Annotated in this window: 26 protein-coding genes; 11 read left to right on the forward strand and 15 right to left on the reverse strand. The window is 69.5% G+C overall.

What is annotated here, in order from left to right:
- Window positions 1-13 precede the first annotated feature (13 nt).
- From LAJ19_RS04705 to LAJ19_RS04715, 3 genes are read left to right on the forward strand one after another with little or no spacing between them, the layout of a single operon-like run.
- Window positions 14-508 carry a hypothetical protein gene (locus tag LAJ19_RS04705; protein ID WP_225477149.1) on the forward strand — a complete coding sequence of 165 codons (495 nt, stop codon included), beginning with the start codon at window positions 14-16 and terminating at the stop codon, window positions 506-508.
- An 8-nt stretch (window positions 509-516) separates the two neighbouring features.
- Window positions 517-906 carry a hypothetical protein gene (locus LAJ19_RS04710; protein WP_225477150.1) on the forward strand — a complete coding sequence of 130 codons (390 nt, stop codon included), beginning with the start codon at window positions 517-519 and terminating at the stop codon, window positions 904-906.
- A gap of 2 nt (window positions 907-908) precedes the next feature.
- A complete protein-coding gene (locus LAJ19_RS04715) occupies window positions 909-1,208 on the forward strand; it encodes a hypothetical protein (RefSeq protein WP_225477151.1) in 300 nt (99 codons plus the stop codon).
- A 265-nt stretch (window positions 1,209-1,473) separates the two neighbouring features.
- On the opposite strand, the gene LAJ19_RS04720 is transcribed toward LAJ19_RS04715, so the two are convergent.
- Window positions 1,474-2,127 carry a pyroglutamyl-peptidase I gene (locus LAJ19_RS04720; protein ID WP_225477152.1) on the reverse strand — a complete coding sequence of 218 codons (654 nt, stop codon included), beginning with the start codon at window positions 2,125-2,127 and terminating at the stop codon, window positions 1,474-1,476.
- A gap of 396 nt (window positions 2,128-2,523) precedes the next feature.
- On the opposite strand from LAJ19_RS04720, the gene LAJ19_RS04725 reads away from it, so the two are divergent.
- Both LAJ19_RS04725 and pdxH read left to right on the forward strand, forming a co-directional pair.
- On the forward strand, window positions 2,524-3,363 hold the full coding sequence (locus LAJ19_RS04725; RefSeq protein WP_225477153.1) for a DNA-formamidopyrimidine glycosylase: 840 nt from the start codon (window positions 2,524-2,526) through the stop codon (window positions 3,361-3,363).
- Window positions 3,360-4,004 carry a pyridoxamine 5'-phosphate oxidase gene (gene pdxH, locus LAJ19_RS04730; RefSeq protein ID WP_225477154.1) on the forward strand — a complete coding sequence of 215 codons (645 nt, stop codon included), beginning with the start codon at window positions 3,360-3,362 and terminating at the stop codon, window positions 4,002-4,004. Before LAJ19_RS04725 ends, pdxH begins: the two co-directional genes overlap by 4 nt.
- 19 nt (window positions 4,005-4,023) lie before the next feature.
- Here pdxH and LAJ19_RS04735 read toward each other — a convergent pair whose 3' ends face one another.
- On the reverse strand, window positions 4,024-5,514 hold the full coding sequence (locus LAJ19_RS04735) for a 2-phosphoglycerate kinase (protein ID WP_225477155.1): 1,491 nt from the start codon (window positions 5,512-5,514) through the stop codon (window positions 4,024-4,026).
- 114 nt (window positions 5,515-5,628) lie between these two features.
- Entirely contained in the window at window positions 5,629-6,243 is a 615-nt protein-coding gene (locus LAJ19_RS04740; protein WP_225477156.1) for a TetR/AcrR family transcriptional regulator, read from the reverse strand.
- Window positions 6,244-6,368: 125 nt separating this feature from the next.
- Between LAJ19_RS04740 and ppgK the strand changes: the two genes are divergently transcribed.
- Window positions 6,369-7,178 carry a polyphosphate--glucose phosphotransferase gene (gene ppgK, locus LAJ19_RS04745; protein WP_225477157.1) on the forward strand — a complete coding sequence of 270 codons (810 nt, stop codon included), beginning with the start codon at window positions 6,369-6,371 and terminating at the stop codon, window positions 7,176-7,178.
- A gap of 43 nt (window positions 7,179-7,221) precedes the next feature.
- The gene (locus tag LAJ19_RS04750; RefSeq protein WP_225477158.1) at window positions 7,222-7,956 is read left to right on the forward strand and encodes a sporulation protein; all 735 of its coding nucleotides are present in this window, start codon (window positions 7,222-7,224) and stop codon (window positions 7,954-7,956) included.
- 85 nt (window positions 7,957-8,041) lie between these two features.
- Here LAJ19_RS04750 and LAJ19_RS04755 read toward each other — a convergent pair whose 3' ends face one another.
- From LAJ19_RS04755 to LAJ19_RS04790, 8 genes are all read right to left on the reverse strand, one after another.
- Window positions 8,042-8,779: an ABC transporter ATP-binding protein gene (locus LAJ19_RS04755; protein ID WP_225477159.1), complete on the reverse strand. Its 738-nt coding sequence runs from the start codon at window positions 8,777-8,779 to the stop codon at window positions 8,042-8,044.
- Window positions 8,780-8,787: 8 nt separating this feature from the next.
- A complete protein-coding gene (locus LAJ19_RS04760; RefSeq protein WP_225477160.1) occupies window positions 8,788-9,630 on the reverse strand; it encodes an ABC transporter permease in 843 nt (280 codons plus the stop codon).
- Window positions 9,631-9,660: 30 nt separating this feature from the next.
- Window positions 9,661-10,611 (reverse strand): ABC transporter substrate-binding protein, encoded by a 951-nt coding sequence (locus LAJ19_RS04765; protein WP_225477161.1) that lies wholly within the window; start codon window positions 10,609-10,611, stop codon window positions 9,661-9,663.
- Window positions 10,612-10,709: 98 nt separating this feature from the next.
- Window positions 10,710-11,879, reverse strand: a complete 1,170-nt coding sequence (sat, locus tag LAJ19_RS04770; protein ID WP_225477162.1) for a sulfate adenylyltransferase — start codon at window positions 11,877-11,879, stop codon at window positions 10,710-10,712.
- 106 nt (window positions 11,880-11,985) lie between these two features.
- Window positions 11,986-12,669, reverse strand: coding sequence for a phosphoadenylyl-sulfate reductase (locus LAJ19_RS04775; RefSeq protein ID WP_225477163.1), 684 nt, complete (start codon window positions 12,667-12,669; stop codon window positions 11,986-11,988).
- Window positions 12,666-13,205, reverse strand: coding sequence for an adenylyl-sulfate kinase (cysC, locus tag LAJ19_RS04780; RefSeq protein WP_225477164.1), 540 nt, complete (start codon window positions 13,203-13,205; stop codon window positions 12,666-12,668). The genes LAJ19_RS04775 and cysC overlap by 4 nt, the downstream gene beginning before the upstream one ends.
- Window positions 13,202-14,773, reverse strand: a complete 1,572-nt coding sequence (locus tag LAJ19_RS04785; RefSeq protein ID WP_225477165.1) for a nitrite/sulfite reductase — start codon at window positions 14,771-14,773, stop codon at window positions 13,202-13,204. The genes cysC and LAJ19_RS04785 overlap by 4 nt, the downstream gene beginning before the upstream one ends.
- Window positions 14,774-14,782: 9 nt before the next feature.
- Window positions 14,783-15,235, reverse strand: coding sequence for a DUF4395 domain-containing protein (locus LAJ19_RS04790; protein WP_225477166.1), 453 nt, complete (start codon window positions 15,233-15,235; stop codon window positions 14,783-14,785).
- 686 nt (window positions 15,236-15,921) lie between these two features.
- Here LAJ19_RS04790 and LAJ19_RS04795 point away from each other — a divergent pair.
- Window positions 15,922-16,452, forward strand: a complete 531-nt coding sequence (locus LAJ19_RS04795; protein ID WP_225477167.1) for a phosphoribosyltransferase family protein — start codon at window positions 15,922-15,924, stop codon at window positions 16,450-16,452.
- A gap of 209 nt (window positions 16,453-16,661) precedes the next feature.
- Window positions 16,662-17,216: a phosphoribosyltransferase family protein gene (locus tag LAJ19_RS04800; RefSeq protein WP_432804237.1), complete on the forward strand. Its 555-nt coding sequence runs from the start codon at window positions 16,662-16,664 to the stop codon at window positions 17,214-17,216.
- A 57-nt stretch (window positions 17,217-17,273) separates the two neighbouring features.
- On the opposite strand, the gene LAJ19_RS04805 is transcribed toward LAJ19_RS04800, so the two are convergent.
- Together LAJ19_RS04805 and LAJ19_RS04810 are read right to left on the reverse strand one after the other, a co-directional pair.
- Entirely contained in the window at window positions 17,274-18,152 is an 879-nt protein-coding gene (locus LAJ19_RS04805) for a complex I NDUFA9 subunit family protein (RefSeq protein ID WP_225477169.1), read from the reverse strand.
- Window positions 18,149-19,102, reverse strand: a complete 954-nt coding sequence (locus LAJ19_RS04810) for a MerR family transcriptional regulator (protein WP_225477170.1) — start codon at window positions 19,100-19,102, stop codon at window positions 18,149-18,151. Before LAJ19_RS04810 ends, LAJ19_RS04805 begins: the two co-directional genes overlap by 4 nt.
- Window positions 19,103-19,216: 114 nt before the next feature.
- Between LAJ19_RS04810 and LAJ19_RS04815 the strand changes: the two genes are divergently transcribed.
- Both LAJ19_RS04815 and LAJ19_RS04820 read left to right on the forward strand, forming a co-directional pair.
- The gene (locus tag LAJ19_RS04815; protein ID WP_225477171.1) at window positions 19,217-20,119 is read left to right on the forward strand and encodes a UbiA family prenyltransferase; all 903 of its coding nucleotides are present in this window, start codon (window positions 19,217-19,219) and stop codon (window positions 20,117-20,119) included.
- Between the two features lies 1 nt (window position 20,120).
- Window positions 20,121-21,470: a phytoene desaturase family protein gene (locus LAJ19_RS04820; RefSeq protein ID WP_225477172.1), complete on the forward strand. Its 1,350-nt coding sequence runs from the start codon at window positions 20,121-20,123 to the stop codon at window positions 21,468-21,470.
- 76 nt (window positions 21,471-21,546) lie between these two features.
- Here the strand turns inward: LAJ19_RS04820 and LAJ19_RS04825 are convergent, their stop codons facing one another.
- Together LAJ19_RS04825 and pruA are read right to left on the reverse strand one after the other, a co-directional pair.
- On the reverse strand, window positions 21,547-23,280 hold the full coding sequence (locus tag LAJ19_RS04825) for a S8 family serine peptidase (RefSeq protein WP_225477173.1): 1,734 nt from the start codon (window positions 23,278-23,280) through the stop codon (window positions 21,547-21,549).
- A 477-nt stretch (window positions 23,281-23,757) separates the two neighbouring features.
- Entirely contained in the window at window positions 23,758-25,329 is a 1,572-nt protein-coding gene (pruA, locus tag LAJ19_RS04830) for an L-glutamate gamma-semialdehyde dehydrogenase (protein ID WP_225477174.1), read from the reverse strand.
- Window positions 25,330-25,396 lie beyond the last annotated feature (67 nt).

The raw sequence follows: 25,396 nt of genomic DNA on the forward strand, positions 1-25,396 counted from the left end.
GTAGCATAAGCAGGTGAACGTCCTCAAAGCCGCCCTGTCTGCCATTGCCGGCTGCGCCGCCGCGCTGATCGCCTACAGCATCCTGTTCGTGCGCGGCGACCTGGGCGGCGTCATGACGTACCTGCGTGCCCGCGGCGCCCTGCGCCGCCTCAAAGAGGGCGGCACACCTGACCAGATCACCGCCGCCCAGGCGCAGCTGCACGCCCTGGGCCAACAGGTGGGCGACCCGGCCTTCGCGGCCGCCACGCTGCCCCTGGCCCTCCTGACAGGCGTACTCATCGGCGCACTCGTCTGGTGGGTGTTCACCCGCCGCCAGACCAGGGCCCCGCGCCCCGACATTCAGGAACGCATGGTCTACCGCCTCGCCCACCGCCGCGGCGGGCGTTTCACCCTGGACGACCTGCGCGCCGCCAGCCCCCTGAACGACGAGCAGGCGCGCGCCGTCACCGCCCGCCTGCTCGACCTGGGCCGCCTCACCCGCGACGGCGACACCTTCCGCCTGTCCTGACCTCCACCATGACCCCCCACGACCTGGCCACCCTGCTGGACGAAGCCAACCACGCGCCCCGCCAGAGCGTCACCGCCGCCCTAGCCCGCGTGGACGGCCAGCCTCACCCGCGCGTCGCGGCGCTCGCCGCGCACCTGAGCGGCAGCAAACGCGAATGCTGGACCCTGATTGCTCAGGCCGCCGGCACCGACACTCCCCCGGACGACGCCGGCCTGACCCGCCTGATGGCCTGGGAAGTGCAGGTCACCCGGACCTTGCCCCCCGCCGCCCTGACCGAGCTCGTGTCCCTGGGCGGCACGCTCATGACCATCGAGGCGCTGCTGCGCCTGAACGCCCGCCACACCGCCTGGCATGCCGGCCAGGTCGCCGCGCTCGCCCGGCGCACCCTGACCGCCTGACCGTGCCCGGCGACTGGCCCTTCCTCACAGACCCCAGCCCCGCCGGCACGCACGGCACCGGGGCCGTCCCGCCCGCCCTGTTCGACCTCGCCGTGAACCGCGCGCACGCCGCCCTGCGCGGCCTGCGCCCCGGACAGCCCGACGCCACGCTGGCCGCGTGGCACGCCCGTACCCGCTTCGCCCGTCGCGTGTCCCTCAGCGCCGTAAAGGCCGCGCTCGCCACCCACCCTGGCGCCGGCGAATGGCACTGGGCCGGCGGAGAGGCCGGGAACTGGCAGCCCGGCCGTGCGCCGTTCCCGTAGTCCCGGCAGGGCCCCGGCCCTGAAGACTCTCTGCCGCGGTCGCCGGCCAAGGACGCCTAAGACGTCACCAGACATCGCATCCCAGTGCACCATCGGCTCGCGCGCCCGCCGGCGCACGCGGGTCGCTGTCCTGCTGAGGGACCGCACCTGCCCTCCGCCTTCCCTGCAGGCTCGTCTGATCTGGGGAGACCACAGATATCCGGGAGCTTCTGGACAAACCATGGGAGCTCAGGCGCGGGTCACGCGGCCACCCTGGTCTGTGCCTTCAGCGGTCGGCTGTTCCGTGACCCTGCCGGGCCTCTGCAACTGCCTGGGCCGCCACGCGCACTGCGCGCGTCAGTTCCTCCTGCGGCAGGTACGGCAGCGCCGTCCGGTCCTCAGGCACCGCCAGGGCGACCGGCGCACTGGCGGGCAGATGCAGGAAGCCGCAAGGCACGTTCCCCCGCCCCGCACGCGTCAGAACGTGCCGCGCGTGGTACATCACGGCGTTGCACACGTACAGCCCCGCGGTGTTGCTGATGTCGCCCGGGATACCCGCCGCCCGCCACGCCCCCAGCACTGACCGCAGCGGCAGGGTGCTCAGGTACGCCTCCGGTCCGTCCGGCGCGATGGGAGCGTCGCGGTACACCTGCCCGGCATTGTCCGGAATGCTGAAATCCATGACATTCACCGCGACGCGTTCCAGCGTCACCTGGGGCCGTCCGGCTGCCAGTCCGGTGAGCAGCACTGCGTCCGGCTCAAGGGCAGCCAGAAGACTGCTGAGGCGGGCACAGGCCGCGTGTGGCTCGACGGGCAGCAGCGTGCCCTCCACCGTCAGGGACCCCACCTGCTGCCCGTGCAGCGCTTCCGTACTGAGGGCACTTGGGTTGACCGGATGCGTATGAAAGGGTTCAAAACCAGTAAGAAGCAGGGTCGGCATGCCTCCACCCTACCGGGCCGCCTGGCCGCCCGGGGTGATTCGGGCAACGTGCCAGCCTTCAGGGCCGCCGGAAGGCCCGGTCGTTTCGTGGTCCACGCGGCAGGGCCTGGGTGGGGGTGAGGCGGGCCACACGCCCGGTCAATGGCCCGTTCACTGCGGATGCACCGTCTCTGGCTCTCTTAAGGCGGCTGGACAGCCTGTGCCTGCTCTGGGCACCTGTCCCCTGAATGCATCACCAGCGGCCGCTATGCATCCTGCACAGGGAGGGCTGCGAGGCGTGCTGGCCTGAACGGTGGTGCGCGAGCGAGGGCACGGCAGGTGACCGAAGCCCGGGCTCAGGCTGGCCGTCACTCAGCCCGCAGTGTCTGCCCGGTCCGGGGTCTATGCTGCGCAGGTATGCCGGAACTGCCGGAAGTGGAAACCACAAGGAAGAAGATTGAGCCGTTGCTACTGGGCCGCACGATTCTGGAGGTCAGTCACGACGCGCCGCACCGGTACCGGGACACGCACCTGGCGGCCGGGCGGCGCGTGACGGCCCTGTCGCGGCGCGGCAAGTACCTGATGCTGCACCTGGCGGCGGCAGACGCCGCGCAGGACGCGCCGCACGACCTGGAGTTCATCGTGCATCTGGGCATGACCGGGGGGTTCCGCATGGAGCGCGGCAAGCACACCCGGGTGACGCTCCGCACCGATGCGGGCGAACTGCACTTCGACGATCCACGCCGGTTCGGGAAGATGGCGGTGGTGCCGGCCGGTAAGTACGCGGGCATGCCGACCCTGACTGCGATGGGACCTGAGCCGCTGTCAGACGCGTTTCGGGAGGAGGATTTCGTGGCGCTTGCCGCGCGGGCCGGCGCGGTGAAACCCTGGTTGCTGTCGCAGAAGCCCGTGAGTGGGGTGGGGAACATCTACGCGGACGAGAGCCTGTGGCAGGCGCGCATTCACCCGGCGCAGACCCGCCTGACGCGGGGGGAGGCCGGCCGGCTGTACCACGCGGTGCGGGACGTGATGGGCCGCGCCGTGGACGCCGGGGGCAGCAGCCTGGGGTCCGGGGAGGGCAACTACCGGCAGCATGACGGACTGTCGGGGCTGTTTCAGCATTCGCATGTGGTGTACGGCCGGAGTGGGGAGCCCTGCCCGCGCTGCGGCACGCCCATTGAGAAGATGGTGCTCGCGCAGCGCGGCACGCATTTCTGCCCGCAGTGCCAGCCGCTGCGGCGGGAGGAGCGCGCGTGACGGACCTGACTGGCCTGAGACTGTCGTACACCCGCGCGGAGTTGCGGCGCGCCGCCCTGAACGCTGACCCGCTGGCGCAGTTTCAGCTGTGGCTGAACGAGGCGATTGCCGGGGGCCTGCGTGAGCCGTACGCGCTGAGTGTCGCCACGGCGGACGCCGCGGGTCGACCGAGCGTGCGGACCGTGCTGCTGCGGGGCGCCACGCCGCACGGCCTGACGTTCTACACCAACTACGGATCGCACAAGGGCCGGGACCTGAGCGGCAACCCGCAGGCAGAGCTGCTGTTTCACTGGGCGGAGCATGAACGGCAGGTCCGGGCGTACGGGCCAGTGGTGCGCGTGCCGCCCGCGGAGAGTGACGCGTACTTTCACGCCCGGCCCCGGGAGAGTCAGCTCGCGGCGCATGCCAGTGATCCGCAGAGCGCGCCGGTGGCTGACCGGGAGACGCTGGAGGCCACCTTTGCCGCCTTGCACGCCCGGTTCCCGGAGGGGGCCGAGGTGCCCCGCCCGGCTTTCTGGGGGGGCTTCCGCGTGCAGGTGCAGGAGTGGGAGTTCTGGCAGGGGCGCGCCAACCGCATGCATGACCGCTTCCGGTACCGGCGTGACGGGCACGTCTGGCACATCGAGCGGCTGATGCCGTAGAGGCGCTGCGGGGCGCTGCCTAGCGGCCGCTGTCGAGGTTCAGTTCGGCGTAGTCGTCGCCCAGGAGGTTCTGTTTTTCCTCGGCGGTCAGGGCGACCATGACGCGGCGCAGCACCACGTCCACGGCCTGCTCGGCACTCTCGTCGAGCGTCAGGCCGTCGAGGAGGGGGACGTTCTGTGCGCGGGCCAGAGCTTCAAGTTCGTCCTGCATGGCGCGGATCTCCCGGAAGTACGCCATGTAGCGGTGCAGGGGCCGGCTGGCGGCAGTCTCGGTGTCGCGGCTCTGGAAGTGCTTGCGGTGCTCGTCCGGGTCGGGGAGGGTCACGAGGATGGGCACCACGATGGCGCCCTGCGCAGCGTCCGCGCGGATGTAGCCGGGCACGAGGTGCACGCCTTCGAGCACCAGGCTGCTGCCTTCCTGCACGCTGCGTTCCACCACGGCGCTCAGGCCCACGTTCACCTGCTGCACCTGATCGCGGAACCCGGCGAGCAGCGCTTCCCGGCTGGGGTGTTCGGGGCGGGGCGCGCCGGGAGGCAGCAGCGCTTCCCAGGCGTTGAAGGTGCTGGCGTGCAGGGTGGGCAGCAGGGCGGGGGAGACCATGGCGCGCATCACCTCGCGGATGGAGTCGGTGCTGACCACCCGCGCGATGCCCAGCCGGTAGGCGATCTCGGCGGCCAGGAAGCTCTTGCCGGTGCCGCTCACGCCGCCGAGCAGCACAATCACCGGGCGGGGCGGGCGGCGGATCACGCGCAGCAGGCGGTAGCGGGCGCTGACGTCCGGGCCGACCTCGTCGCGCAGCAGCGCCTCGACCTTCAGGCGGATCGTGTGGCGCGCGATCACGCGGTCGTCGCTGCCGCGCAGGTCCCGCTGCGTGACGCGCGCGACCTTGCGGGCCACGTCCGGCGTGACGCCGGCGGCCAGCAGGGACTGCACCAGGATGCCTTTGCTGAACGGGCTGGGCACGCTGGCGCCCTCGCCGATCACGCCGAGCTTCCCGCGGTTCTGCCGCAGGTACCGGTACGTGAGGCGCAGGTGCTCACCGTAGCGCTGGGCGAGGGCGTCCTCGGTGAGGTTGTCAATCTCCTCGGCGGTGAGGGTCGTGACCCCCTGCTGACGCAGGCGCACGTCGACGACGCTGGCCGTCGCGTAGGCGTCCTTGCCGGACAGCCCGGCGTCCTCAAGCGTGCGGGCCAGTACGCCGCGGCTGAACGGCAGGTCGCCCTTGCGGGCACTGACCATGATGTCCTGGAAGGCGGGAATCTGCTGCTCGGCGCGCTGCGCCACCTCCGGCCCGGCCACGTCGCGGGCCACTTCCACCATCAGGGCTTTCAGTTCGGCTGCGCTGACCAGGGTGCGCCGCGCCAGGCGCAGCTGCTGCTCCACGCGGCGTGACACGGCCGCCGCCAGCGGTGAGCTGGCGCCGGCATTCACGAGAGACTCGACGAGCAGGCCGCGGCTGAACGGAAAGGCGTGGCGGGGCGAGCCGATCCGCAGCTCGGGCTGCGTCACGGCCGCACCGGCCCGGAGTGCGGGTGCGCGGGGAGGGTGAGGCGGTCCTTCACACGGGCAGTGTAGTGCGCCGCTGCGAGGCGCGCCGCGGGAGCGCTGACGGCCGCTCTGGATTCAGGGACGACCGTCGCGCTTGACTGCGCCTTCGAGGAGCAGGTTCAGGGCCAGGCGCATCTCCTCCTGCAGGGGGCGTTCCGTGCCGTAGGCGCTCCAGCGCAGGGCGACCATCAGGTACGTATCGGCGATCAGGTTGCTGATGCGCTGCAGGCTCAGGTCTGTGCGCATCATGCCGGACTGGTGCATGGGCCGCAGGATCAGTTCAATCACCTTGCTCAGGGGCAGGGCCTGGTACGCAGTGCGGGCGCGTTCCGGGTTGGGGTTCATGACCTCGTAGGCCAGGGGAGGGAACAGGTCGCGTTCGCGGGTGTTCTCGTCAGCCAGCAGGTCCCAGACCTCGTACAGGACCGTCAGGGGGGGCGTGCCGTCGTGCAGGCGGGACTCGGCGTGGTCGCGCAGGCGGTTCATGACCTCGCTGCCGTAATCCAGCAGCACCGCTTCCTTGTACGGGTAGTAGTTGAAGAAGGTGCCCCGGGAGACGTTGCTGGCGCGGGCGATGTCTGTCGCTGTGGTCGTCTGGAACCCGCCGCGTTTGAACAGGTCAATGGCCACGTGATAGATGCGGGCGCGGCGGCGTTCTTTCTGGCGTTCGCGCAGCGAGGTTGAATCCATGATTCTTCAGGGTATACCGTTTCCAGTACAAAATTACACCCCGTTCAAACGGGTTGTCTGTCCGGCCGCTTCACTGCGCTTCACGGTCGGGCCCGGCGGGCCGGAAGTGGGATACGCTGAAGGCCATGAGCGTGATCCTGGGCATCGACATCGGCGGGAGCGGTATCAAGGGCGCGCCCGTGGACACCCGCACCGGCACCCTGAGCGCCGAACGTCACCGCATTCCCACGCCGGAAGGCGCGGCACCCAACGACGTGACGCGCGTGGTGAAGGAACTCGTGGAGCATTTCGGTCTGCCCGGCCCGGTGGGCGTGACCTTCCCCGGCATCGTGCAGCGCGGCCGCACGCTGTCGGCCGCGAACGTCCACCCGGACTGGATCGGCCTGGACGCGGACGCCCTGTTCACCCAGGCCACCGGACGCTCCGTTCACCTGATCAACGACGCCGACGCCGCGGGCCTCGCTGAAGCGCGCTTCGGGGCGGGCGCAGACGTGCTGGGCACCGTGATGGTCCTGACCTTCGGTACCGGCATCGGCAGCGCCCTGATCCACAACGGCGTGCTGGTTCCCAACACCGAACTCGGGCACCTGTGGTTGCGCGACCGGCACGCCGAGACCTGGGCGTCCGACCGGGCGCGCGAACGCGACGACCTGAACTGGAAACAGTGGAGTAAACGCGTCAGCGCCTACCTGCAACACGTGGAACTGCTGTTCAGCCCGGACCTGTTCATCATCGGCGGGGGCGTCAGCAAGAAAGCCGACAAGTGGCTCCCGCACCTCCAGGTGGAGCGCAGCCATATCGTCCCGGCCCGGCTGCTGAACGAGGCGGGCATCATCGGCGCGGCCATGATGGCCACCGGCACGCTGCCCGAACTCACCGCTCAGCTGGAGGCGCCGGCCCCTCCCAAGCCTGCCCCCCGCAAACGCCGGGCCTGAGCAGCCGCAACCTTCACCGCGCCCGCCGCGTAAGGGCAGGCGTATGGGATTCCTGAAAAAGATGATGGCGGCCATCGGTGTCGGTGGCGCCCGCGTAGACGCCCAGGTGCACAACCCCGCCGTGCGGATCGGGGAGACGGTGAACGGCGTGCTGATCGTGCAGGGCGGTTCGCTTGACCAGCGGATCGAACGGGTGAACCTGGGGATCGCCACCCGGTACAAGACGGACGACACCTACGCTGTTCATCAGCTGAGCAGACACCCCGTAACGCCCGGCTTCGACCTGCGGGCCGGCGAGCGGCGCGAGTTCCCCTTCAGCGTGCCCGTGGAGCCCGGCACGCCCCTGTCTCTGCCCGGGACTCAGCTGTGGCTCGCCACCGACGCGGATATCGCCGGCGCCCTCGACCCCAGTGACCAGGACCCGCTGCAGGTTCTGCCCAGCCGCAGCATGGAGGTGCTGTTCGGGGGCGCGCAGCGGCTGGGCTTCCAGCTCAGTGGCAGCGAGATCGAGTACCACCACGGCCGGATCGTGCAGGAAATCAGTTTCCGCCCTCCGCATGGTCAGTACCGCATCGCGGAGATCGAGATGATGCTCTTCCCCCGCCCGGACGGCCTGGACATCATCCTGGAAGTGGACCGCCGCGCCACGGGGATGGCCAGCATCTTCACCAGCGAATTTGAACGCAAGGGCACCTGGTTCCTGAGCACCGCCGCTCTGAACGCCGGCCCTGACGCCGTGGCCGGCGAACTGGAGCGCCGCATTCACGCCCTGCTGTAAGCCGATTTCGGTCCGGGCTGCCCCTCACGGCGGCGCAGGCGGCCCGGGGAGGATCACCCCCCGGGCCGCCTGCCGCTGTTCTTGTTTACGCCTGCAGCAGACGTTTCAGGGCGTCCACGCTGGTGGCGCTGGCCGGAGCGTCCAGCGCGACCTCGCCATCGTGCAGGGCCACCACCCGCTGCCCCAGGTGCAGGGCCTCCTCCAGCTGGTGCGTCACGAACACGACGGTCACGCCCGAGTGCCGCCACAGGGCAAGCAGTTCGTCGGCCAGCGTGGTGCGCGTGGCGTGATCCAGCGCGCTGAACGGTTCGTCCAGCAGCAGCAGCCCCGGCCGGGTCACGAGGGCCCGCGCGAGGCTGACCCGCTGGCGCTGCCCGCCGGACAGCTCGTGAGGCCGGCGCCGCTCGTACCCGGCGAGGCCCACCTGCCGCAGCGCCTCGGTGACGCGGGCCCCCCGCTCTGCGCGCGGGACATTCCGCAGGCCGAACGCCACGTTGCCGCCCACGGTCAGCCACGGAAACAGCGCCGCTTCCTGCTGCACCAGGGTCAGGCGGGGGTGGGGGCCGCGCACCGGTTCGCCCGCCAGCGTGATCTGGCCGGACTGGGGTTTCAGGAACCCGGCCAGGAGGGACAGCAGGGTGCTTTTGCCGCTGCCGCTGGGGCCGACCACGCACAGGAACTCCCCGGCAGCTACCGTCAGGTTCAGAGGCCCGACGCCGGCGCCGTGCGCCTTGCGTCCGTGGTAGTGGTAGGTGACGTCCTGCAGGGCCAGGGGTGCGCCGCCACGCTCTGCGGGCTGGGCCAGGGGAGCGGCTGGGGTCATGGTGGTCGTCATTGTGGCACTTCCAGCCCGTAGGTGCTGCGCACGCGGCCCTCCGCGGCGCGCAGCAGCGTGTCGAACAGCCCGCCAATGATGCCGATAATGATGATGGTCGCCATCACCAGGGCCACGTTCGCCGTGTTGCGGCCCACCTCGAGCAGTTCACCCAGACTGGTGCTGCCCGCAATCAGGAGTTCCCCGCCGACCAGGGCGCGCCACGCGAAGCTCCACGCGGTCCGCAGCCCGGTCAGGATGCTGGGCACACTGGCCGGCAGCAGCACCCGCAGGGTCAGGCTCAGTGGCCCTGCCCCCAGGGTCCGGCCCGCCACGCGCAGGGCCGGCGGGACGTTCAGCAGCGCGCCGGACACCGCCAGCGCCACCGGAATGAACCCTTCGAGAATCACCACGAACAGCACCGCCCGTTCGTTCAGGCCGAGAAACAGAATCGCGAACGGCACGAAGGCAATGCTGGGCACGCTCTGAACGCCGGTCAGGTACGACCCGACCGTGGCCCGCAGCGGCCGCCACGCGCCCAGCAGCAGGCCCACCAGGGTGCCCAGCAGAACGGCGATGGTATACCCGACCACCACGCGGCGCAGACTGCCGCCGATGGCAGAGAGCAGCTTGCCGTCCTGCGGGCCGTTGCCCCACAGGCCGTAACTGATTTCCGTCCACACGGCTTTCGGGCCGGGGAACACGTACGGCGGGTAGAGTTTCAGGACGTCGGTGAGCAGCCACCAGATCCCCAGGATCACGAGCAGGCCCACCACCTGCAGCGCCAGGGTCTGCCAGCGCGAGGAAACTGCGGCCGGGGGCGTGGCGGGCCGTTCAGGGGACAGGGGTGAGACAGTCATTCAGGACACACTCCGGCAGGGGCGCAGCGCTTACTTGCGCAGAAAGGGCGTGAGGTCCGGCGCGCTGCGGGCGTACCCGGCTTCCACGTTCAGCGCCGCGTACTCTTTCAGCGCGGCGAGGTCCAGGGCAGTCGTGAAGCGCGTGCGCGCGAAGGCGCGCTGCAGCACCCGCAGGTCCAGGGACGTGCCGGTCAGTTTCTGCAGCTGTGCGTTCACGGCGGCCTGCGCGGCGGCCGGGGAGCGGTTGATGAACGCCACGGTGTCCGCGTGGGCCTTCAGGAACGCCGTGACCAGCTGGGGGTTCGCTGCGGCGAACTTCGCGTTCACGATCACGATGGTGGTGGGGTAGCGGCCCTCGCGCCACACGGTCTTCTCGGTCCCGATGACCCTGTGCCCCTGCGCTTCCAGCGCGGCGCCCCAGGGTTCAGGGACGAGCGTGGCGTCCACGCGTTTGCCCGCGAATGCGGCCAGAACATCGGCGGGCGCGATCGGCGTGATGGTCACGTTGCCGCCGTCTGTTTTGGACTTGAGGCTGTTCTCGTTCAGGATGTGCCGCAGGCTGATGTCCTGGGTGTTGCCCAGGCTGGGCACCGCCACGACCTTCCCGGCCAGGTCCTTGTAGCTCCTGATGCCGCTGTCCTTGCGGGCCACGAGCACCGCGCCGGCCTCGCTGGCTCCCGCCACGATCTGCAGGGGCATGCCGCGACCGGCCGCGTTGATGGCCGGCCCCGGGCCGACGTACGCGATGTCGATCTGCCCGGCGGCGAACGCCTCGGTCAGGGTCGTCCCGGACACGAATTCCTTGGCGTCGAGTTTCACCTTGCCCAGCGCTTTCTGGAAGGTGCCGCGCTGCAGCCCTACGAGGGCGGGGGCGTGCGTAAGGTTCGGGAAAAACCCCAGGCGGACCGTCTGGGCGTCCTGTGCGGCTGCTGTGGTGGTCAGGGTCAGGGCAAGCAGACTGATCAATGAGCTGCGGGTCATGGTGGCCTCCTGTGCTGAATGCTGCATTTCACGTTGGTCAGAGGGCGGCCACGTGTGACCGTGACCGCCGGACCTTCAGGGTTTCTTCAGGTGCTTGTTCAGGACCGCTCGGCGTACGCGGCGCGCAGCACTTCAGCCACTTCAGGCCGCGTGAACTCGCGGGGCAGATTCTCGCCGGCACGCAGCTTCTCCCGGACCTTCGTGCCGCTCAGCACGAGGTGGTGCGACGCGTCGTGCGGGCACGTCCGGGGGCTCACCAGCTGCCCGCAGGAATTGCAATAGAAGGTGTGCTCGAATTTCAGGATCTGCACGCCCAGTTCCTGCGGGGTGTAGGCGCTGAAAATCTCCTGCGCGTCGTACGTGCCGTAGTAGCTGCCCACGCCCGCGTGGTCGCGACCCACGATGAAGTGCGTCACGCCGTAGTTCCGGCGGGACAGGGCGTGCAGGATCGCCTCGCGCGGACCGGCGTACCGCATGGCGGCCGGGTACACGCTCAGCAGGGTCCGGGCCTGCGGGTAGTACTGCTCCAGCAGCACCTCGTACGCGCGCACGCGGGTGGTGGCGGGCACGTCGTCTCCCTTGGTGGTGCCCACCAGCGGGTGCAGCAGCAGGCCGTCCACGAGTTCCAGGGCCACCTTCTGGAGGTACTCGTGCGCCCGGTGAATCGGGTTGCGGGTCTGGAACGCTACTGTGGAACGCCAGCCGCGGGCCTCGATGGTGGCCCGCACCTCGGCCGGGGTGCGGTGGTGACGGGGGAAGGCGCCGCGCGGCACTTCGAACAGGGCCACCTCGCCGGCAAGGTTCAGGTCTCCCTGCGCGTACAGGGCGGCCACGCCGGGGTGGGCGGCATCCTCGGTGCGGTACACCTCGCGCGCCTCCAGGGCCTTGCGGGCCTCGTACAGTTCCTGCACGTCAATCCAGCCGACGTCCTGCCCGGCGTGCGTGAGGACCACGCGGCCGTGGAGGCGCGCGGCGTCCTCGCGCGCCACGGGCAGCGTGATGGGGACGCTCCAGGGCGTGCCGTCCGCGAGCCGCAGGCGCTCGATCACGCTGAGGTAGTCGGCCTCGCCCAGGAAGCCGGTCAGGGGGGAGTACGCGCCGGTGCCGAGCATCTCCAGGTCCGCGAGGGTCCGTTCGCTGACCTCCAGGCGCGGCAGGCCGGTCAGGCTGGCCGGGTCGAAATCATGCCCGGCGCGGCGGACGCGGTTGACAAGGGTGCCGCCCAGGGGGCTGGGCAGGGTGGTGGTATCAGGCAGCAGGATCGTCATGGGGAACCTCATTTCACACGCGCACGTTGGTGGATGAAAAGACTCAACTATTCAGGGCAGGAAAAGCCGCGCTCAGCGGCCGGAAAGCAACGTCAACAGCAGAAGCTCACAGCCTGTTCTCCCCAGCCCACAGGCCGCACTCCGTCTTGCCCTTACCCGCCCAGCGACCCGCGCGGGCGTCCTCGCCCGGCCGCACGGCGCGGGTACACGTCCAGCACCCGACACTCAGGAAACCGTCCCAGTAGAGCGGATTCACCGGCAGGTCATGGGCGGTGGCGTACGCCTCGAGCATCTCACGCGTCCAGTGCGCCAGCGGATTCACCTTCACCCGGACGCCCTGCTCGACGAAAGGAATCTCGGCGCGCGTGGTCGCCTGGTCACGGCTGCGGGCGTTCAGCAGCGCCGCCGGCGCCTTCTGCCGCAGGTACGCCTGCAGCGGCGCCACCTTCCGCACCGCGCAGCAGGCGTCCGGATCCGCGGCATACAGCGCCGGGTCCGTCTGTCCGTCCTCCGGTGAGGCCCCGTCATTCAGGGTCACGAACTTCAGCTCCGGGTAGCGCGCTGCCAGCCGGTCGCGGGTGGCCAGCGTTTCCGGGAAGTGGTATCCGGTGTCCACAAACACCACTTCACCCCGGTACCCGGCCCGGACGGCCAGGTCCAGCAGCACCACGCCGTTCAGGTTGAACGCACTGGGCATCAGCACGTCACCGTAGGCGGCCAGCGCCCAGCGGATCACGTCCAGCGGATCGCTGTCCGGCGCAAAGTCAGGGCGGCGTTCCAGCGTGGTCATACGCCGAGGGCCTCCAGCAGCTGCCGCACGCCGTCCTCGACACTGATCAGATCGGTGCGCAGGTGCAGGTCCGGCGCGTCGGGCGCCTCATACGGGTCGCTCACGCCGGTGAAGTGCGGAATCTCCCCGGCGAGGGCCTTCAGGTACAGCCCCTTGACGTCCCGGGCCGTCACGACGTCCAGCGGGGCGTCCACGAACACCTCCAGGGCGTTCGGCAGACTCGCAAGCACCTCGCGGCGCGTGTCGGCGTACGGGCTGATCGCGCTGACCAGCACCGTCACGCCGTGCTTTGCCAGCAGACCCGCGACGAAACCGATGCGCCGCACGTTGGTGTCCCGGTCCGCCTTGGAGAACCCCAGACCCTTGCTGAGGTTCTCACGGACAGCGTCGCCGTCCAGCAGCTCGGTGGGCACACCGCGGGCCACCAGTTCGCTGTGCAGCGCACTCGCCAGGGTGCTTTTGCCCGCGCCGCTGAGGCCGGTCAGCCACACCACGCGGCCCGTGGTCACGGCCGGGCGTCTGGTCACGGCACTCACGCGTTCACCATTTCCCTGATCGCCAGCACCGCGTCCGGCGCGAAGCGCTCGTGGCCCACGCGGTCGGCGTACTCCACGAAGCTCTCGCCGGGCTGCTTGTTCGCCTGGAAGTCCTCAAGCACCGCTTCGGTGTACGCGTTGAGCTGCTCGGCGTGCACGGCACCCTTGAGCTTCGTGCCGGTGCGCTGCGCCTGACCGATGCTGCCGGCGAGATGCACGTTGTACACCTCGTGCACGGTGCCGTCCTTGTCGGTGCGGTTGGCGCCCATGAAACCCAGGTCCGCCACCTGGTAGCGGGTGCAGGCGTTGCTGCAACCGGTCAGGTTGATGGTGAACGGCACGTCCATCGCCAGGGTCAGCGGCTCCAGGTGGTCCACCAGCGCCGAGGTGCGCGCTTTCGTCTCCGTGAGGGCCAGGCGGCAGAACTGGTTGCCGGTGCAGGCGATGGTCGTGCCGCGGATCGTGGTTTTTGGCGCAAGGTTGATGGCCGCGAGCTCCTCGGTAAGCGCCGTGAGGTTCTCGGTGCTCACGTGCGGGATCACCATGTTCTGGAAGGCGGTGGTGCGCAGCACGCCCTTCCCGAAACGGTCGGCCAGTTCGGCCAGCCTGCGGGCCTTGAGCGGATCGATGCGGCCGACGGTGGTCGCCACGACCACGTAGTTCAGTCCGTCCGCCTGGGGGTTGATGCCCAGCACGTCGTTGCCGCCGAAGCGGGCCACCGGTGCGGCGGGGCCGTCCTGCAGTTTGCGGCCCAGGTAGTCGTTTTCGACGATCTCGCGGAACTTCTCGACACCCAGGTCCTTGAGCAGGAACTTCAGGCGGCTCTTCTTGCGGTTCTGACGGTAGCCGTGGTCACGGTACGCAGCGGTAATCGCCTGACCGACCTCGACCACTTCCTCAGGGCGGATGAACACGCCCAGGCGCTTGGCAAGGTGCGCCACGGCGCCCAGGCCGCCACCGACCCACACGTCGAAGCCGATCTCACCGTTCACGCGGTGCGCCAGGAAGCCGATGTCGTTGATCATGTGGATGCCTTCGAGTTCAGGCACCGCGGTGATGCTCATCTTGAACTTGCGGGGCAGATCCTGGAAGTCCGGGTTGCCGGTCAGGGTGCCTTCCATGGCAAGGGCAAGAGGACGGACATCGATGATTTCGCGGGCGTCCAGGCCAGCCAGGGGCGAGGCGATCACGGCGCGCACGGTATCGCCGCAAGCCCCTTTGGGGTGCAGGCCCAGCGGTTCCAGACGTTCGAAGATCTGGGGGATCTTGTCAATGGTCAGCCAGTGAAACTGGAAGGCCTGACGGTCAGTGACGTCCAGGAAGCCGCGCCCGTACTCCTCGGCAATATTCGCCACTTCGCGCAGGGTGGCGCTGGAGAACTCGGCAGTGGGCACGCGCACGCGCATCATCAGGAAGCCGTCTTCCTGGGGACGCTGGGGGTACACGCCCGCCCACTTGAGCAGGTCGATACGTTCCGGGTCAATGAAGCCCTGCGCGGCATACTGCGGGATCAGGTCAAAGATCTGGAAGGGCGGGACTTCTTTTTTCAGGGCTTCAATGTCACTCATGGGATGTCCTTAACGCTTGAGCAGCTGGTAGCGGAGGCGGCGGTACTGGAAGTACATCAGGCAGCCCACGCAGATGCTGCGGGAGAGATTCAGAGCGGCCAGGGCGATCACGATGACGCCCAGGACAACGCCGGCGGCCTGCAGGCCAGCGAAGGTCAGGGCGGCGGAGGCAAGAAGGAACGTGCCGCCCACGCCCTGCGCGAAGTGATGCGCGCGGGGATCCTCGTCCACGACTTCAGGCTGCAGGTGCAGGACGGGACCCAGCAGACGGTACGCGGCCTTCAGGGGGGAGAGGTGCGGAATGAGTGCGCCGGTCAGCATGGCCGCGCCCAGCACGAGCGTCAGGGCGGGCAGCGTCAACGTCACGGCCAGGGCCGTCACGAGCACAACGGTGAACTGATTGAATTTCAGTGCACTGAGGTCCGTTCGGGCGGGGTGGCGTGGAGGGGCGGAGGCAATCATTGATAAAAAAGGTAAACCTTTCGGCCGGACAACTCAAGTCAACTATCCAGACAGCTTCTTCATCTGTCCAGCCAGGACCGACACCCCACCCCGGACCCGCCCGCCCCCTGCGCCCGCCAGTGCAGAGGATTGCCCAGCGTCTCCAGCACTCCCAGGACGCTGGACGCACCGCATCCGCCCAGGGCGCAGTTTCTCCCGGCCTGCCCGGCAGGACCTCTGAACACCCCACCTCACCCCCCGGGGTTGCCGTTCTCAGGCCCCCGGTACGCGGCAAGTCCCTACGGCACCGTGCTCCCCAGGTTCCCTCCGCCGAGCTGGATCAGCACCGCCGCGCGGTACTCAGCAGATCTGTGCCATAGGTCGGTCCATCTCCGGTTCGGGGCAACCACACCGGACAACCGCCAGCAGGCGGTCTCCCGCAGGGCCTGCGCGATGCCCGTAGTCAACAGGCCGTGGCGGGTGCGGCGACCCGCACGAGTCCCGCCCGCCGCACCCGCCCGGCACCCGCTGCGGCGCCTCACCTCCCGCCTTTGGGCGCGGGGCACGCCGGCGCCCAGCCTCCACGTTCCGGTGCTGCATGGCGGCGGCGCGGCCCACCCCAGTCCCCTCAATTGCCGCTCCGCCGGGGGACGCCCTGAACCTGCGCGGTCCGGTGGCAGCGGCCCTGGCCGTATACACTGCGCAGAGTGAACACGTTCAAGGTTCAGGTGGGTCACGTGACCCGCGATCTTCCCATTGTGCCCGTTTCCCCTGATGTCAGGGTCGCCCTGTTCAATATGCTGGGCGACACCGAGGTGACCGAGGAGGCCGGACGTGAACTGGCCCGCCTGTTGCCTGCCGACATTGACGTGCTCGTCACCCCCGAGGTCAAGGCCCTGAGCCTCGCGCACGTCATCAGCCGGGAGAGCGGCAAGCCTTACATCGTTATTCGCAAGACCCAGAAGCCCTACATGGTCGACCCGGTCGCCCGCGAGGTCGTCTCCATCACGACCGGGAAACCGCAGCTGCTCGTTCTGGACGGCTTCGACGTGCAGAAGATCAGGGGCCGCAAGGTGGCCATCGTGGATGACGTGGTGTCCAGTGGCGGGACCCTGCATTCCATCCGGCAGATTATCGAGGAGGTCGGCGGTGAGGTCGCCGCGGTCGTCGCGGTGTTCACCGAAGGGCAGGAGCGGCCCGAGGTGACCGCCCTGGGCCACCTGCCCCTCTTCAGGTAGGCAGGCGAAAGCGGCGTGACCGGCCTCCGGGCAACGCCCGGGGGGTCGGCCACGCTCCCCGTGCACCGTCAGGCCCCGGCAGAGCCCCCTGCGGCGCAAGTGCAGGCGGGTCCGGCAGCCGTGCGCAGCGCAGCCCGTCCCGGTGGGCGGACCCGTCGGCCACCTTGGCCACCTGCTCTGACGAACGTGCGTTAGCCTGACGCATGACCATGACCGCGAACGTCCCCCCTGAGCAGGAACTGACCGTCACGATTGGCGGCGTGCAGCGCACCCTTCCCACCGTCCGTGCCGGCGGGATGGGCCGCGTGCCCCTGGTGGAATTCATCGGCGACAGCGAATTCACCAACGCCGTTGCGCAGGCCATGGTGGCGCTCATTCCCCAGGGCACCGAGGTCCTGCTGACCGTGGTGACGAACGCCTTGCCGCTCGCGCACGAACTGAGCGACCGGTCCGGCCTGCCGTACGTCTGCGCCCGCAAGAAACGCCGCACGTACATGCAGAACCCCCTCATTCAGGACGTGCCCAGCATGACCCTGGGCGTCGCCGAGACCCTGTGGCTCGACGGCCCGCACGCCGACCGCCTGAAAGGAAAACGCGTCACTATCGTGCAGGACGTCATTGCCAGCGGTGGCACCGCCCTGGCCCTGGCGCGCCTTGTGGAACGCGCCGGCGGCACCCTGAACGGCTACCTTGCGGCGTTCCGTCAGGGTGAACCGAGCGTCACGGTCACTGCCCTTCAGGACCTGCCCCGCACGCTGTCCTGAGCACCCAGGGCAGGGCGCACCGGCGCCCTGCCCTGGCTTCCTTTCAGTTCGAGCTACTCAGCGGCGCGTGACGATACCCGGCAGCTGCTCCTGCAGCCGCAGCATCGGCAGGGCGAACACCGTCCGGGCCGGTTCGTTCGGCGCCGTATTGCCTTCCTTGAGCATCGCGTACTGGTCACGCGTGATGGGCGGCTGGGGCAGCAGCTGCATCAGCGGCACCGCCAGGTTCATCAGGGCCAGCGGCACCGGCAGCACGGGTTTGCGTTTGCCCAGGGCCTGCAGTTCCAGGGTCAGCAACTGCCGGAACGTGAACTCCTCCGGGCCGGTCAGCGCGAATGTCTGACCCGTGCCCACCTCGCTGCCTGCGGCGCCCGCGAAGGCCTGCGCAACGTCCTGGACACTGACGGGCCGGAACGGGAACGACCCGTCCCCGATCTGCGGCACCACCGGCCCCGCGCTGACCAGTTCCCGCAGAACGCGCCCGAAGAAATCGTCCCCAGGCCCAAAAATCAGGCTCGGCTGAAAGATGGTCCAGCGCAGCCCACTGGCCCGCACGAGCGCCTCGGCGCGCGCCTTGCTGCTGGAGTACCGGCTGTCACTGTCCTCCCGGGCGCCCAGGGCGCTCATGTGCACGTACCGCGCGCCGCGGGGCGTGGCTGCCAGCACGTGCCGCGTGCCCTCCACGTGCACCCGCTCGAACGTCTGCTCGCCCTGCTGCGCGATGATGCCCACCAGGTGCACCACCACTTCCGGGTCCGCCAGCCCGACGGCACGCTGCACGCTGCCCGGGTCGGCGACGTCCAGCGTCACCCCATGGGCGCCCGGGCCGGCCTCACCCCGCCGGCTGCCTGCCCACACCTGATGCCCACGGTGAATCAGCTCCGCAACCACAGCTTTCCCCACAAACCCGCTCGCTCCGGTGACCAGAATTCTCATGCGTGCCCTCCCTCAGTGTGCGCCGCCCGGTGCAGGTACGCCGCGATGGCCTGCGCGGCCCGCGGCGCGTCCGGCCCGGCGTACTCGCCGCCCAGTTGTGCGGCGAGCTCCGGGCGGACATTCAGCAGCGCGCCGCCCAGGAACAGCGGCACGTTGAGACCCCCCAGGTCCCGCAGGTGTTCCAGGGTGGCGTTCAGCGCCCACTCGCCGTTCAGGGCGAGCAGCACAGCCCGCGCGCCCTGCATCCGGGCAAACACCGCCAGGTCCCCCAGGGGCGTGTTGGCGCCCAGGTACGCCACCCGCACGCCCCGTCGCCGCAGGGCCAGCGTCAGCATCATCAGGCCAAGCTCATGCTGTTCAAGCGGCGCGCAGGCTGCGACGACCAGCGGCCCGAACCCCTCGTTCACGCCCGCCACGTCCATGAGGTTCGACAGCCGCGCCCGCAGGAACGCCGTGGCCTGATGCTCGTGCGCCACCGTGATTTCTCCGCGCTCCCAGCGGGCACCCACCTCGATCAGGGTGGGGGAGATCACCTCGGTCACGACGTCCTCCACAGGCAGCTGCGCGTGCACCTGCCCCAGCAGCGCCGAGGCGCGCTCCGTGTCCGAGGCGAGCAGCGCAGCGGTCAGCAGTTGCGCCCACTCCGCCGGGTCCCGTGCGGCGTCCGGCGCCGCGGTGCCGGGCGGCTCCGCGGCGCCCGCCAGGTCCCGGCGCGTGAGTTCCGCCGCGCGACTGGCCTGCACCCCCGCGTTCAGGTGCGCCTGCATGTGCTGGATGGCGGCGATATCCAGCGGAGAGTACAGTCGGTAACCGCTGGCGTTGCGCACCGGATGCGGAAATCCGTACCGCCGCTCCCACTGCCGCAGGGTGGTGGCAGGGACGCCGGTCTGCGCTTCCACCTCCGAGGCGGTGAACATGGCGGTCTGTGACCGGCCGGCGGGAAGGTTCATCAAAGCCTATTCTGAGGCCCGCCCGCCGCGCAGACCGTAAGGGTTCCGCCCAAACCCCTCCTGCCGGGGCATCTGCCCACCACCCTGTGCCGGTATGCTGTGCCGGTTGCCGCCATGCCAAGCGTTCCCGCCCGCCCCCACCTGCCTGCGCTGCCCCTGCGGCGCGCCCTGGTTGTGTCCCGGCCAGCCCTGTGGGTGAACACCGTGGGCACCCTGGTCACCGGCGTGTGGCTGACCGGGCGCCTGTACACCCTGGACACCGGGGTGCTGGCCCTGCTGGTGTACCTGACGCTGCCGTTCAACCTGCTGATCTACGGCCTGAACGACCTGTGGGACCAGGAGGAAGACGCCCGCTCCTCACGCAAGGGCGGCTGGCAGGGCGCCCGCCTGCGCCCGGACGAGGCGGGGCCGCTGCTGCGCGCCACGCTGTGGTGCAACCTGCCGGCCCTCGCGGTCCTGGGTACGCTGCTGCCCCGGCCGGCCACGCTGGTGCTGCTCGCCTCGGCGGCCCTGTTCGCGGCGTACAGTCTGCCGCCGCTGCGCCTGAAGGCCCGGCCGTTCCTGGACGGGCTGAGCAACGTCGCGTACGCCCTGCCCCTGGCGCTGCCCGCCCTGGCGCTCGGCACGCCGGTCCCCTGGTGGCCGCTGCTGGCCCTCATGAGCTACTCGGTGGGCAAGCACGCCTTCGACGCGGCGCAGGACATTCCTGCCGACCAGCTCGCCGGCACCCGCACGGTCGCCACCACGCTGGGTCCGGCCGGTACGGCCGCGTACGCCCTGGCCTGGTTCCTGCTCGCCGCCGCGTGCCTGTGGCCCGTGTCCAGGCTGACGGCCCTGGCCCTGCTGCTCACCTGCGGCGGCATGGCCGTGGCGCTGCGCCTGCAACCCACCCCCGCGCGCGCCGCCCGGCTCTACCCGCTGAGTATCGTCACGCCGTGGATCGTGGGCGCCGTGGCGGGCGTGCAGCTGGTGTTCCTGCTCGCCCGGGGCCTGTGGCACGGCCTGAACGGCCCCTGACATGCCGCGCTCGGTCGGCATTCTGGGGGGCGGGCTGGCCGGTCTGACCCTCGCGGCCCTGCTCGCGCAGCGGGGCCACGCGGTCACCGTGTATGAACGGGACCGGGCCGGCGGGAAGCTGCGCCGCGTTCCCCTGGCGGGTGCCACCATGGCCACTGGTCCGAGCCTGTTCACGTTCCCGGCGGTGTGGCGCGCCTTCCTGCGGCACCTGAACGAACCGGACCCTCTGAACCTGCAGCTTCTCCCAGGGGGGCTGGGCGTGCACCACACGCCGCACGGCCCGGTGCCCCTGCCCGTCCCGGCGGGCCACCCGCTGCACCCGTACTGGCAGCAGTACGTGGCGGCCGCCGCGCCGGTCGCGCCGTTCATGCCGGTCCTGCTGACCACGCCACCGCGCCTGCGTGATCCGCTGTTCCGGCAGGCCGCCGGCGCCCTGCTGCGCGTCACGGGCGGTCACCTGAGCGCGCACGGGTGGCTGCGCGCCCAGCGCCTTCCCCCCGCCCTGACGCACGCGCTCGCCACGCACGCCCTGAACGCCGGCCTGAGCCCGCAGGACGCCCCGGCCCTGTACGCCCTGATTCCCGCCCTGGTGGCCGAGACTGTTTGCGCTCCCGCACCCGGCATGGGCGCGCTGCTGGACGCTCTGCTGTCGTTCGCGGCGGCGCGCGGGGTGACCGTACTCGAAGGGGCCACCGTGCAGCGCGTGGAGGGCCAGACCCTGCACTTCAGCGGAGCCCGGCCAGTCCGGCATGACCTGATCGTCAGCGCCCTGGACCCCGCCCGCCTGCGCGCCCTGCTCGGCTTTCCCGCGCCCTCCCCGCTGCGGCGCCGGACGGTGAGCGGCGTGGGCGTGTACGCCGCGTTCCCGTCGCCGCTCGCGCTGCCTGCCACGAGCGTCCTGCCCCCCACGGACTTCCGGGTGTTCCGGGCGGCCGTGCGGCGCGGGCACCTGCCGCCGGACACGCTGACGTTGGTGCATGCCCGCGGCCCGCACCTCAGTGTCCTGATGGCCACGCCGGCCACCGGGCAGGCCCTGCCCCTCACGCATCCGTGGGTGCAGGGCCAGCTGGCGCGCGCCGAACAGACGCTGGAGGCGCCGGGCCTGCTGGCCCGCGCGACGGACATCGCCAGCCTGTCCCCCGCCCATTACGCTGCGGGTGGACACCCGGGCGGCGCGCTGTACGGTCTGGGCCTCCCGGCGTGGCGGGGCGGACCGCTGCACCCGCAGCCCTACCAGGTCCGGCCGGGGCTGTGGCAGGTGGGGACGGGCGTGCACCCGGGCGGCGGGCTGCCCGCCATTCTGGGCGGCGCGCTGAACGTGAACCGGTTGCTGAGCGAAACGGGCGTGTAGGGTGCGGGTGCCGGTGCAGTGCGGCGTCACAAACCGCCCCTCCCCGCATGGGGAGAGGCGGTGATCAGACTGGCGCTTACTTGACGGCGATGGCCTTCAGCGGGTCGACCAGGCCGTACCCGAAGTTGTTGTCCTTGCCGGCCGTGCCCAGGTCCCTGGCGGTGCTGGTCAGCAGGCTCAGCAGCTGCGCGTTCGTGAGGGTCGGTTTGGCCGCCCAGACGACCGCAGCGGCCGCGCTCACGTGGGGGGTGGCCATGCTCGTGCCGTTGTAGGACTCGTAGTCGGCGCTCGTCACGCTGGCCGAGCCGGTCACGGAGCCGCTGGCGAGCTTGGAGATCAGGCCCTGACCGTCGGTCTGCAGGATGCCCACGACCGGCACGTTGTAGGCGTTGGTGAGGCTCATGCCGAGCGTTCCAGCGGTGTTGTTGTAGATCATGACGGCCCTGGCGCCGCTGGCGACCGCGTTGGCGGTCTTCTCCTCGAAGGAGCAGGTACCGCGGCTGATCAGGGCGATGTTCCCGCCCAGGGCAGGGTTGCGGGTACTGGTACCGCAGAATTCGTTCTTGCCGGCCACGCCGGTTCCGTCACCAGCGCGGACAATGGACCCGCTGAAGCTGCCCTTGCCGGTCAGGTCGGCGGCCTGCACCTGCGTGAAGGTCACGCCGCCGCCGTTGGCGCTGGCGCGGGTGCCCTGCCCCAGGGGCACGCTGCTGATCACGTCCACGCCGGGACCCACGAGGTCCACCTGCGTCCCGAAGTTACTGAAGTCAGCCTTGGCGAGGTTGCTGTCCACGGCACCCACACCGACAACCTCGCTGTACGCGGCGGGGTAGGACACGGCGGCGCCGTCGTTGCCGGTGGCGGCGATGGTCAGGGCGCCCTTGTTGTACACGCTGGTGTAGGCGCGTTGCTCGGTGATGCTCTTGTTGCCTCCGCCCAGGGACAGGCTGATCACGACCTTGTTTTCCAGGCCGCCCTGGCTCTTGAGCTGCGCGGCGCACCAGTTCACGCCGTTGATAATGCCGCTGCTGCTGCCTGAACCGGTGTCGCCCAGGACGCGCGCCATGTACAGGTTCACGCCGGTGGCCACCCCGACCACGCCGTTGGTCACCATGCCCTCCTGAAGGCCGGTGGCGCCCACGCCAGCCTGAGCGAAGATGGTGCCGGACACGTGCGTGCCGTGGTGAGACACGTCGTTCGTGGCGTAGGGGTCGTTGCGGTTGGTTTCGGTGGTGACGAAGTTCCTGAAGCCCTTAAGCTTGCGGGCGAATTCGGGGTGGTTACCGTCAATGCCGGTGTCCCCCACGCACACGGCCACGCCGGCGCCCGTGTAACTGCTGGCCACCAGGTTCTGGACCTGCAGGGCGTTGTCGCCCCAGGTGTACTCGCCGCTGGCGGTGTAGAGCGCCTGCGCGGACAGGCCCTGGCTGGCCTTGCTGTCGGTCACGCCACTCCTGACGCCCATGGCGTGGCGAACGTAGTCGGGTTCCACGTACTCGACAAGCGGGTTGCTTTTCAGTTTTGCGAGGGCGGCGGCGTCGAGTTTCACAGCGGCGGCACTGATGTCCACCCACTGGCTGGTCATGACGCCGCCGGCCGCGGCGATCGCCTGCGCCTGAAGCGTCGCCTGTTCCGTGAGGCTCTGGCTGCTGAGGTTGCCCTGCCTGAAGCCCACGAGGTACGCCCCGGCGATGGCGTCGGTGGTCGGGGCGGCCGCTTCGGGTGCGGTGGCCGGCGCGGCAGTCTGCTGTCCGCAGGCGGCGAGGCTGAGGGCGAGGGTGGCGGCCAGGACAGAACGGGTGTACTTCATGTGCGTCTCCAGGGGTGCGGGGAGCCGGTGGTTCGGCCGGGTGGACCGCGCTGGTCCATATCCGGTGAACGCAGCCGGGTTGGTCGGCAGCGGGATGAACGTCGGTGAGGCTCAGGGATTGAAGGTGACTGGGATGTTAGTGCGGGCGCACTTCACACTTCTACCCCTGTCTAGGGTGGTCTGGAGTGAGTGCAGAAGAGTTGACGATGTGTGTGTCTCAGGCATAAATCAGGCCCCTCCGCCTGCTGAAAGTAATTCTTTCGGTCGAAAATGTCAGAGGTTTGACATACACTTTGTGGCTTTATTTCTGAATCAGAAATTGAGGGTAACCTGACGGATGCCAACAGCCCTGCTGCCTTACGGCACAGGTGTTAACCATTCGGTTGTGCGAAGTGACAGGTGACAACCCAAACCAGTCAGCGCAGCGCAAAAGGGGAGGCCGGGCTCAGCCCGGCCTCCCCCAATCAAGGGTAAAAACTACCAGCGTTCCGTCACCGTCTTCAGCTGCATAAAGTTCGCCAGGTAGTCCGGTCCGCCCGCCTTGCTGTCCGTCCCGCTCATGTTGTACCCGCCGAACGGCTGGACCCCCACGATCGCCCCGGTGATCTTGCGGTTGAAGTACAGGTTCCCCACCTCAAACTCCGCACGGGCCTGCTCCAGGCGCTCCCGGCTGGCACTGCACACCCCGCCCGTCAGGCCGTACTCGGTGCTGTTGGCAATGTCCAGGGCGTCCTGCCAATCACGGGCCCGGATCACGGCCACCACCGGGCCGAAGATCTCCTCCTGCGCGAGGCGCGAGTCACGCGCGACGTCCCCGACAATGGTGGGCTGCACGTAGTACCCCTGCTTGCCGTTCGCCTCGCCCGTCGCTTCGCCGCCCAGCAGCACCTTGCCTTCCTGCGGAGCGAGGTCCAGGTAGCCCTTGATCTTGTCGAAACTCATCTGGTTCACCACGGCCGTCACGTTGGCGTTCTCCTCGCCGGTCCCGACCTTCAGGGCCCTGGCGCGTTCCACCACCGCGTTCACAACGTCGTCATACACGCTGTCCACCACAATCAGGCGGCTCATCGCGCTGCATTTCTGACCGTTGAAACCGAACGCGCCCTGCACCGCTGCCGTGACCGCCCCCTCCAGATCAGCAGTCTCGTCCACGATCATGCCGTCCTTGCCGCCGAGTTCCATGATCACCCGCTTGATCCACTTCTGGCCGGGCTGCACCTTCGCGGCCACCTCGTTGATGTGCAGGCCCACCGCGCGGCTGCCCGTGAACGTGATGAAGCGCGTCCGGGCGTGCGTGGTGAGGTACTCCCCGATTTCCTTGCCCACCCCGGGGAGGAACTGAAGAACTCCGCCGGGCAGGCCGGCTTCCAGCATGATGTCCACCATGAACCCGGCGATCAGCCCGGCGTCCTCAGCGGGTTTCACGATGACGCAGTTGCCAGTCACGATGGGCGCGGCCGCCATCCCGATGAAAATTGCGCACGGGAAATTCCAGGGGCTGATGCTGACGCCCACCCCCAGCGGGATGTGCATCAGGCCGTTCTCCTCACCTTCAAACCACGTGGTTTCGGCTGCGCCGAACCCGGCGTACTTCATGGCGCTGCGCGCGTAGTACTCCAGGAAGTCGATGGCTTCGGCCACCTCCACGTCTGCCTCGGCGTAGTTTTTGCCCACCTCGACGCTCATCAGCGCGCAGGCTTCCAGGCGGCGGCGTTTGAGGATGGCGGAGGCTTTCAGCAGAATGCGGGCGCGGGCGTCCACATCCCATTTCTTCCAGCTTTCGAAGGCCTTCCAGGCGCCCTGAAGGGCCCGTTCGGCGTCCTCGATGGTGGCCTTCGCCGTCGTCCCCACCACTTCATTTGTGTCGCAGGGATTCAGGCTGGTGAGTTTCTCCGCCGTGTCCACGCGCTCGCCGTCAATGACCAGCGGGTAGTGCTTCCCGACCAGTTCGGCACGCACCTTCTTCAGCGCGTCCTGGTAGGCCTTGACGTTCTCTTCCTTCGTGAAATCCGTGAAACTCTGCGGACGGTATTCCTGAACTTTGATCATGGGTGACTCCTTGGGAACGGGGGTGGCGTGAGCAGGGTGCGGGGCGGCCCGGATGAACGGGGGTGGG

The organism is Deinococcus taeanensis (genome assembly GCF_020229735.1).
Lineage (GTDB): Bacteria > Deinococcota > Deinococci > Deinococcales > Deinococcaceae > Deinococcus > Deinococcus taeanensis.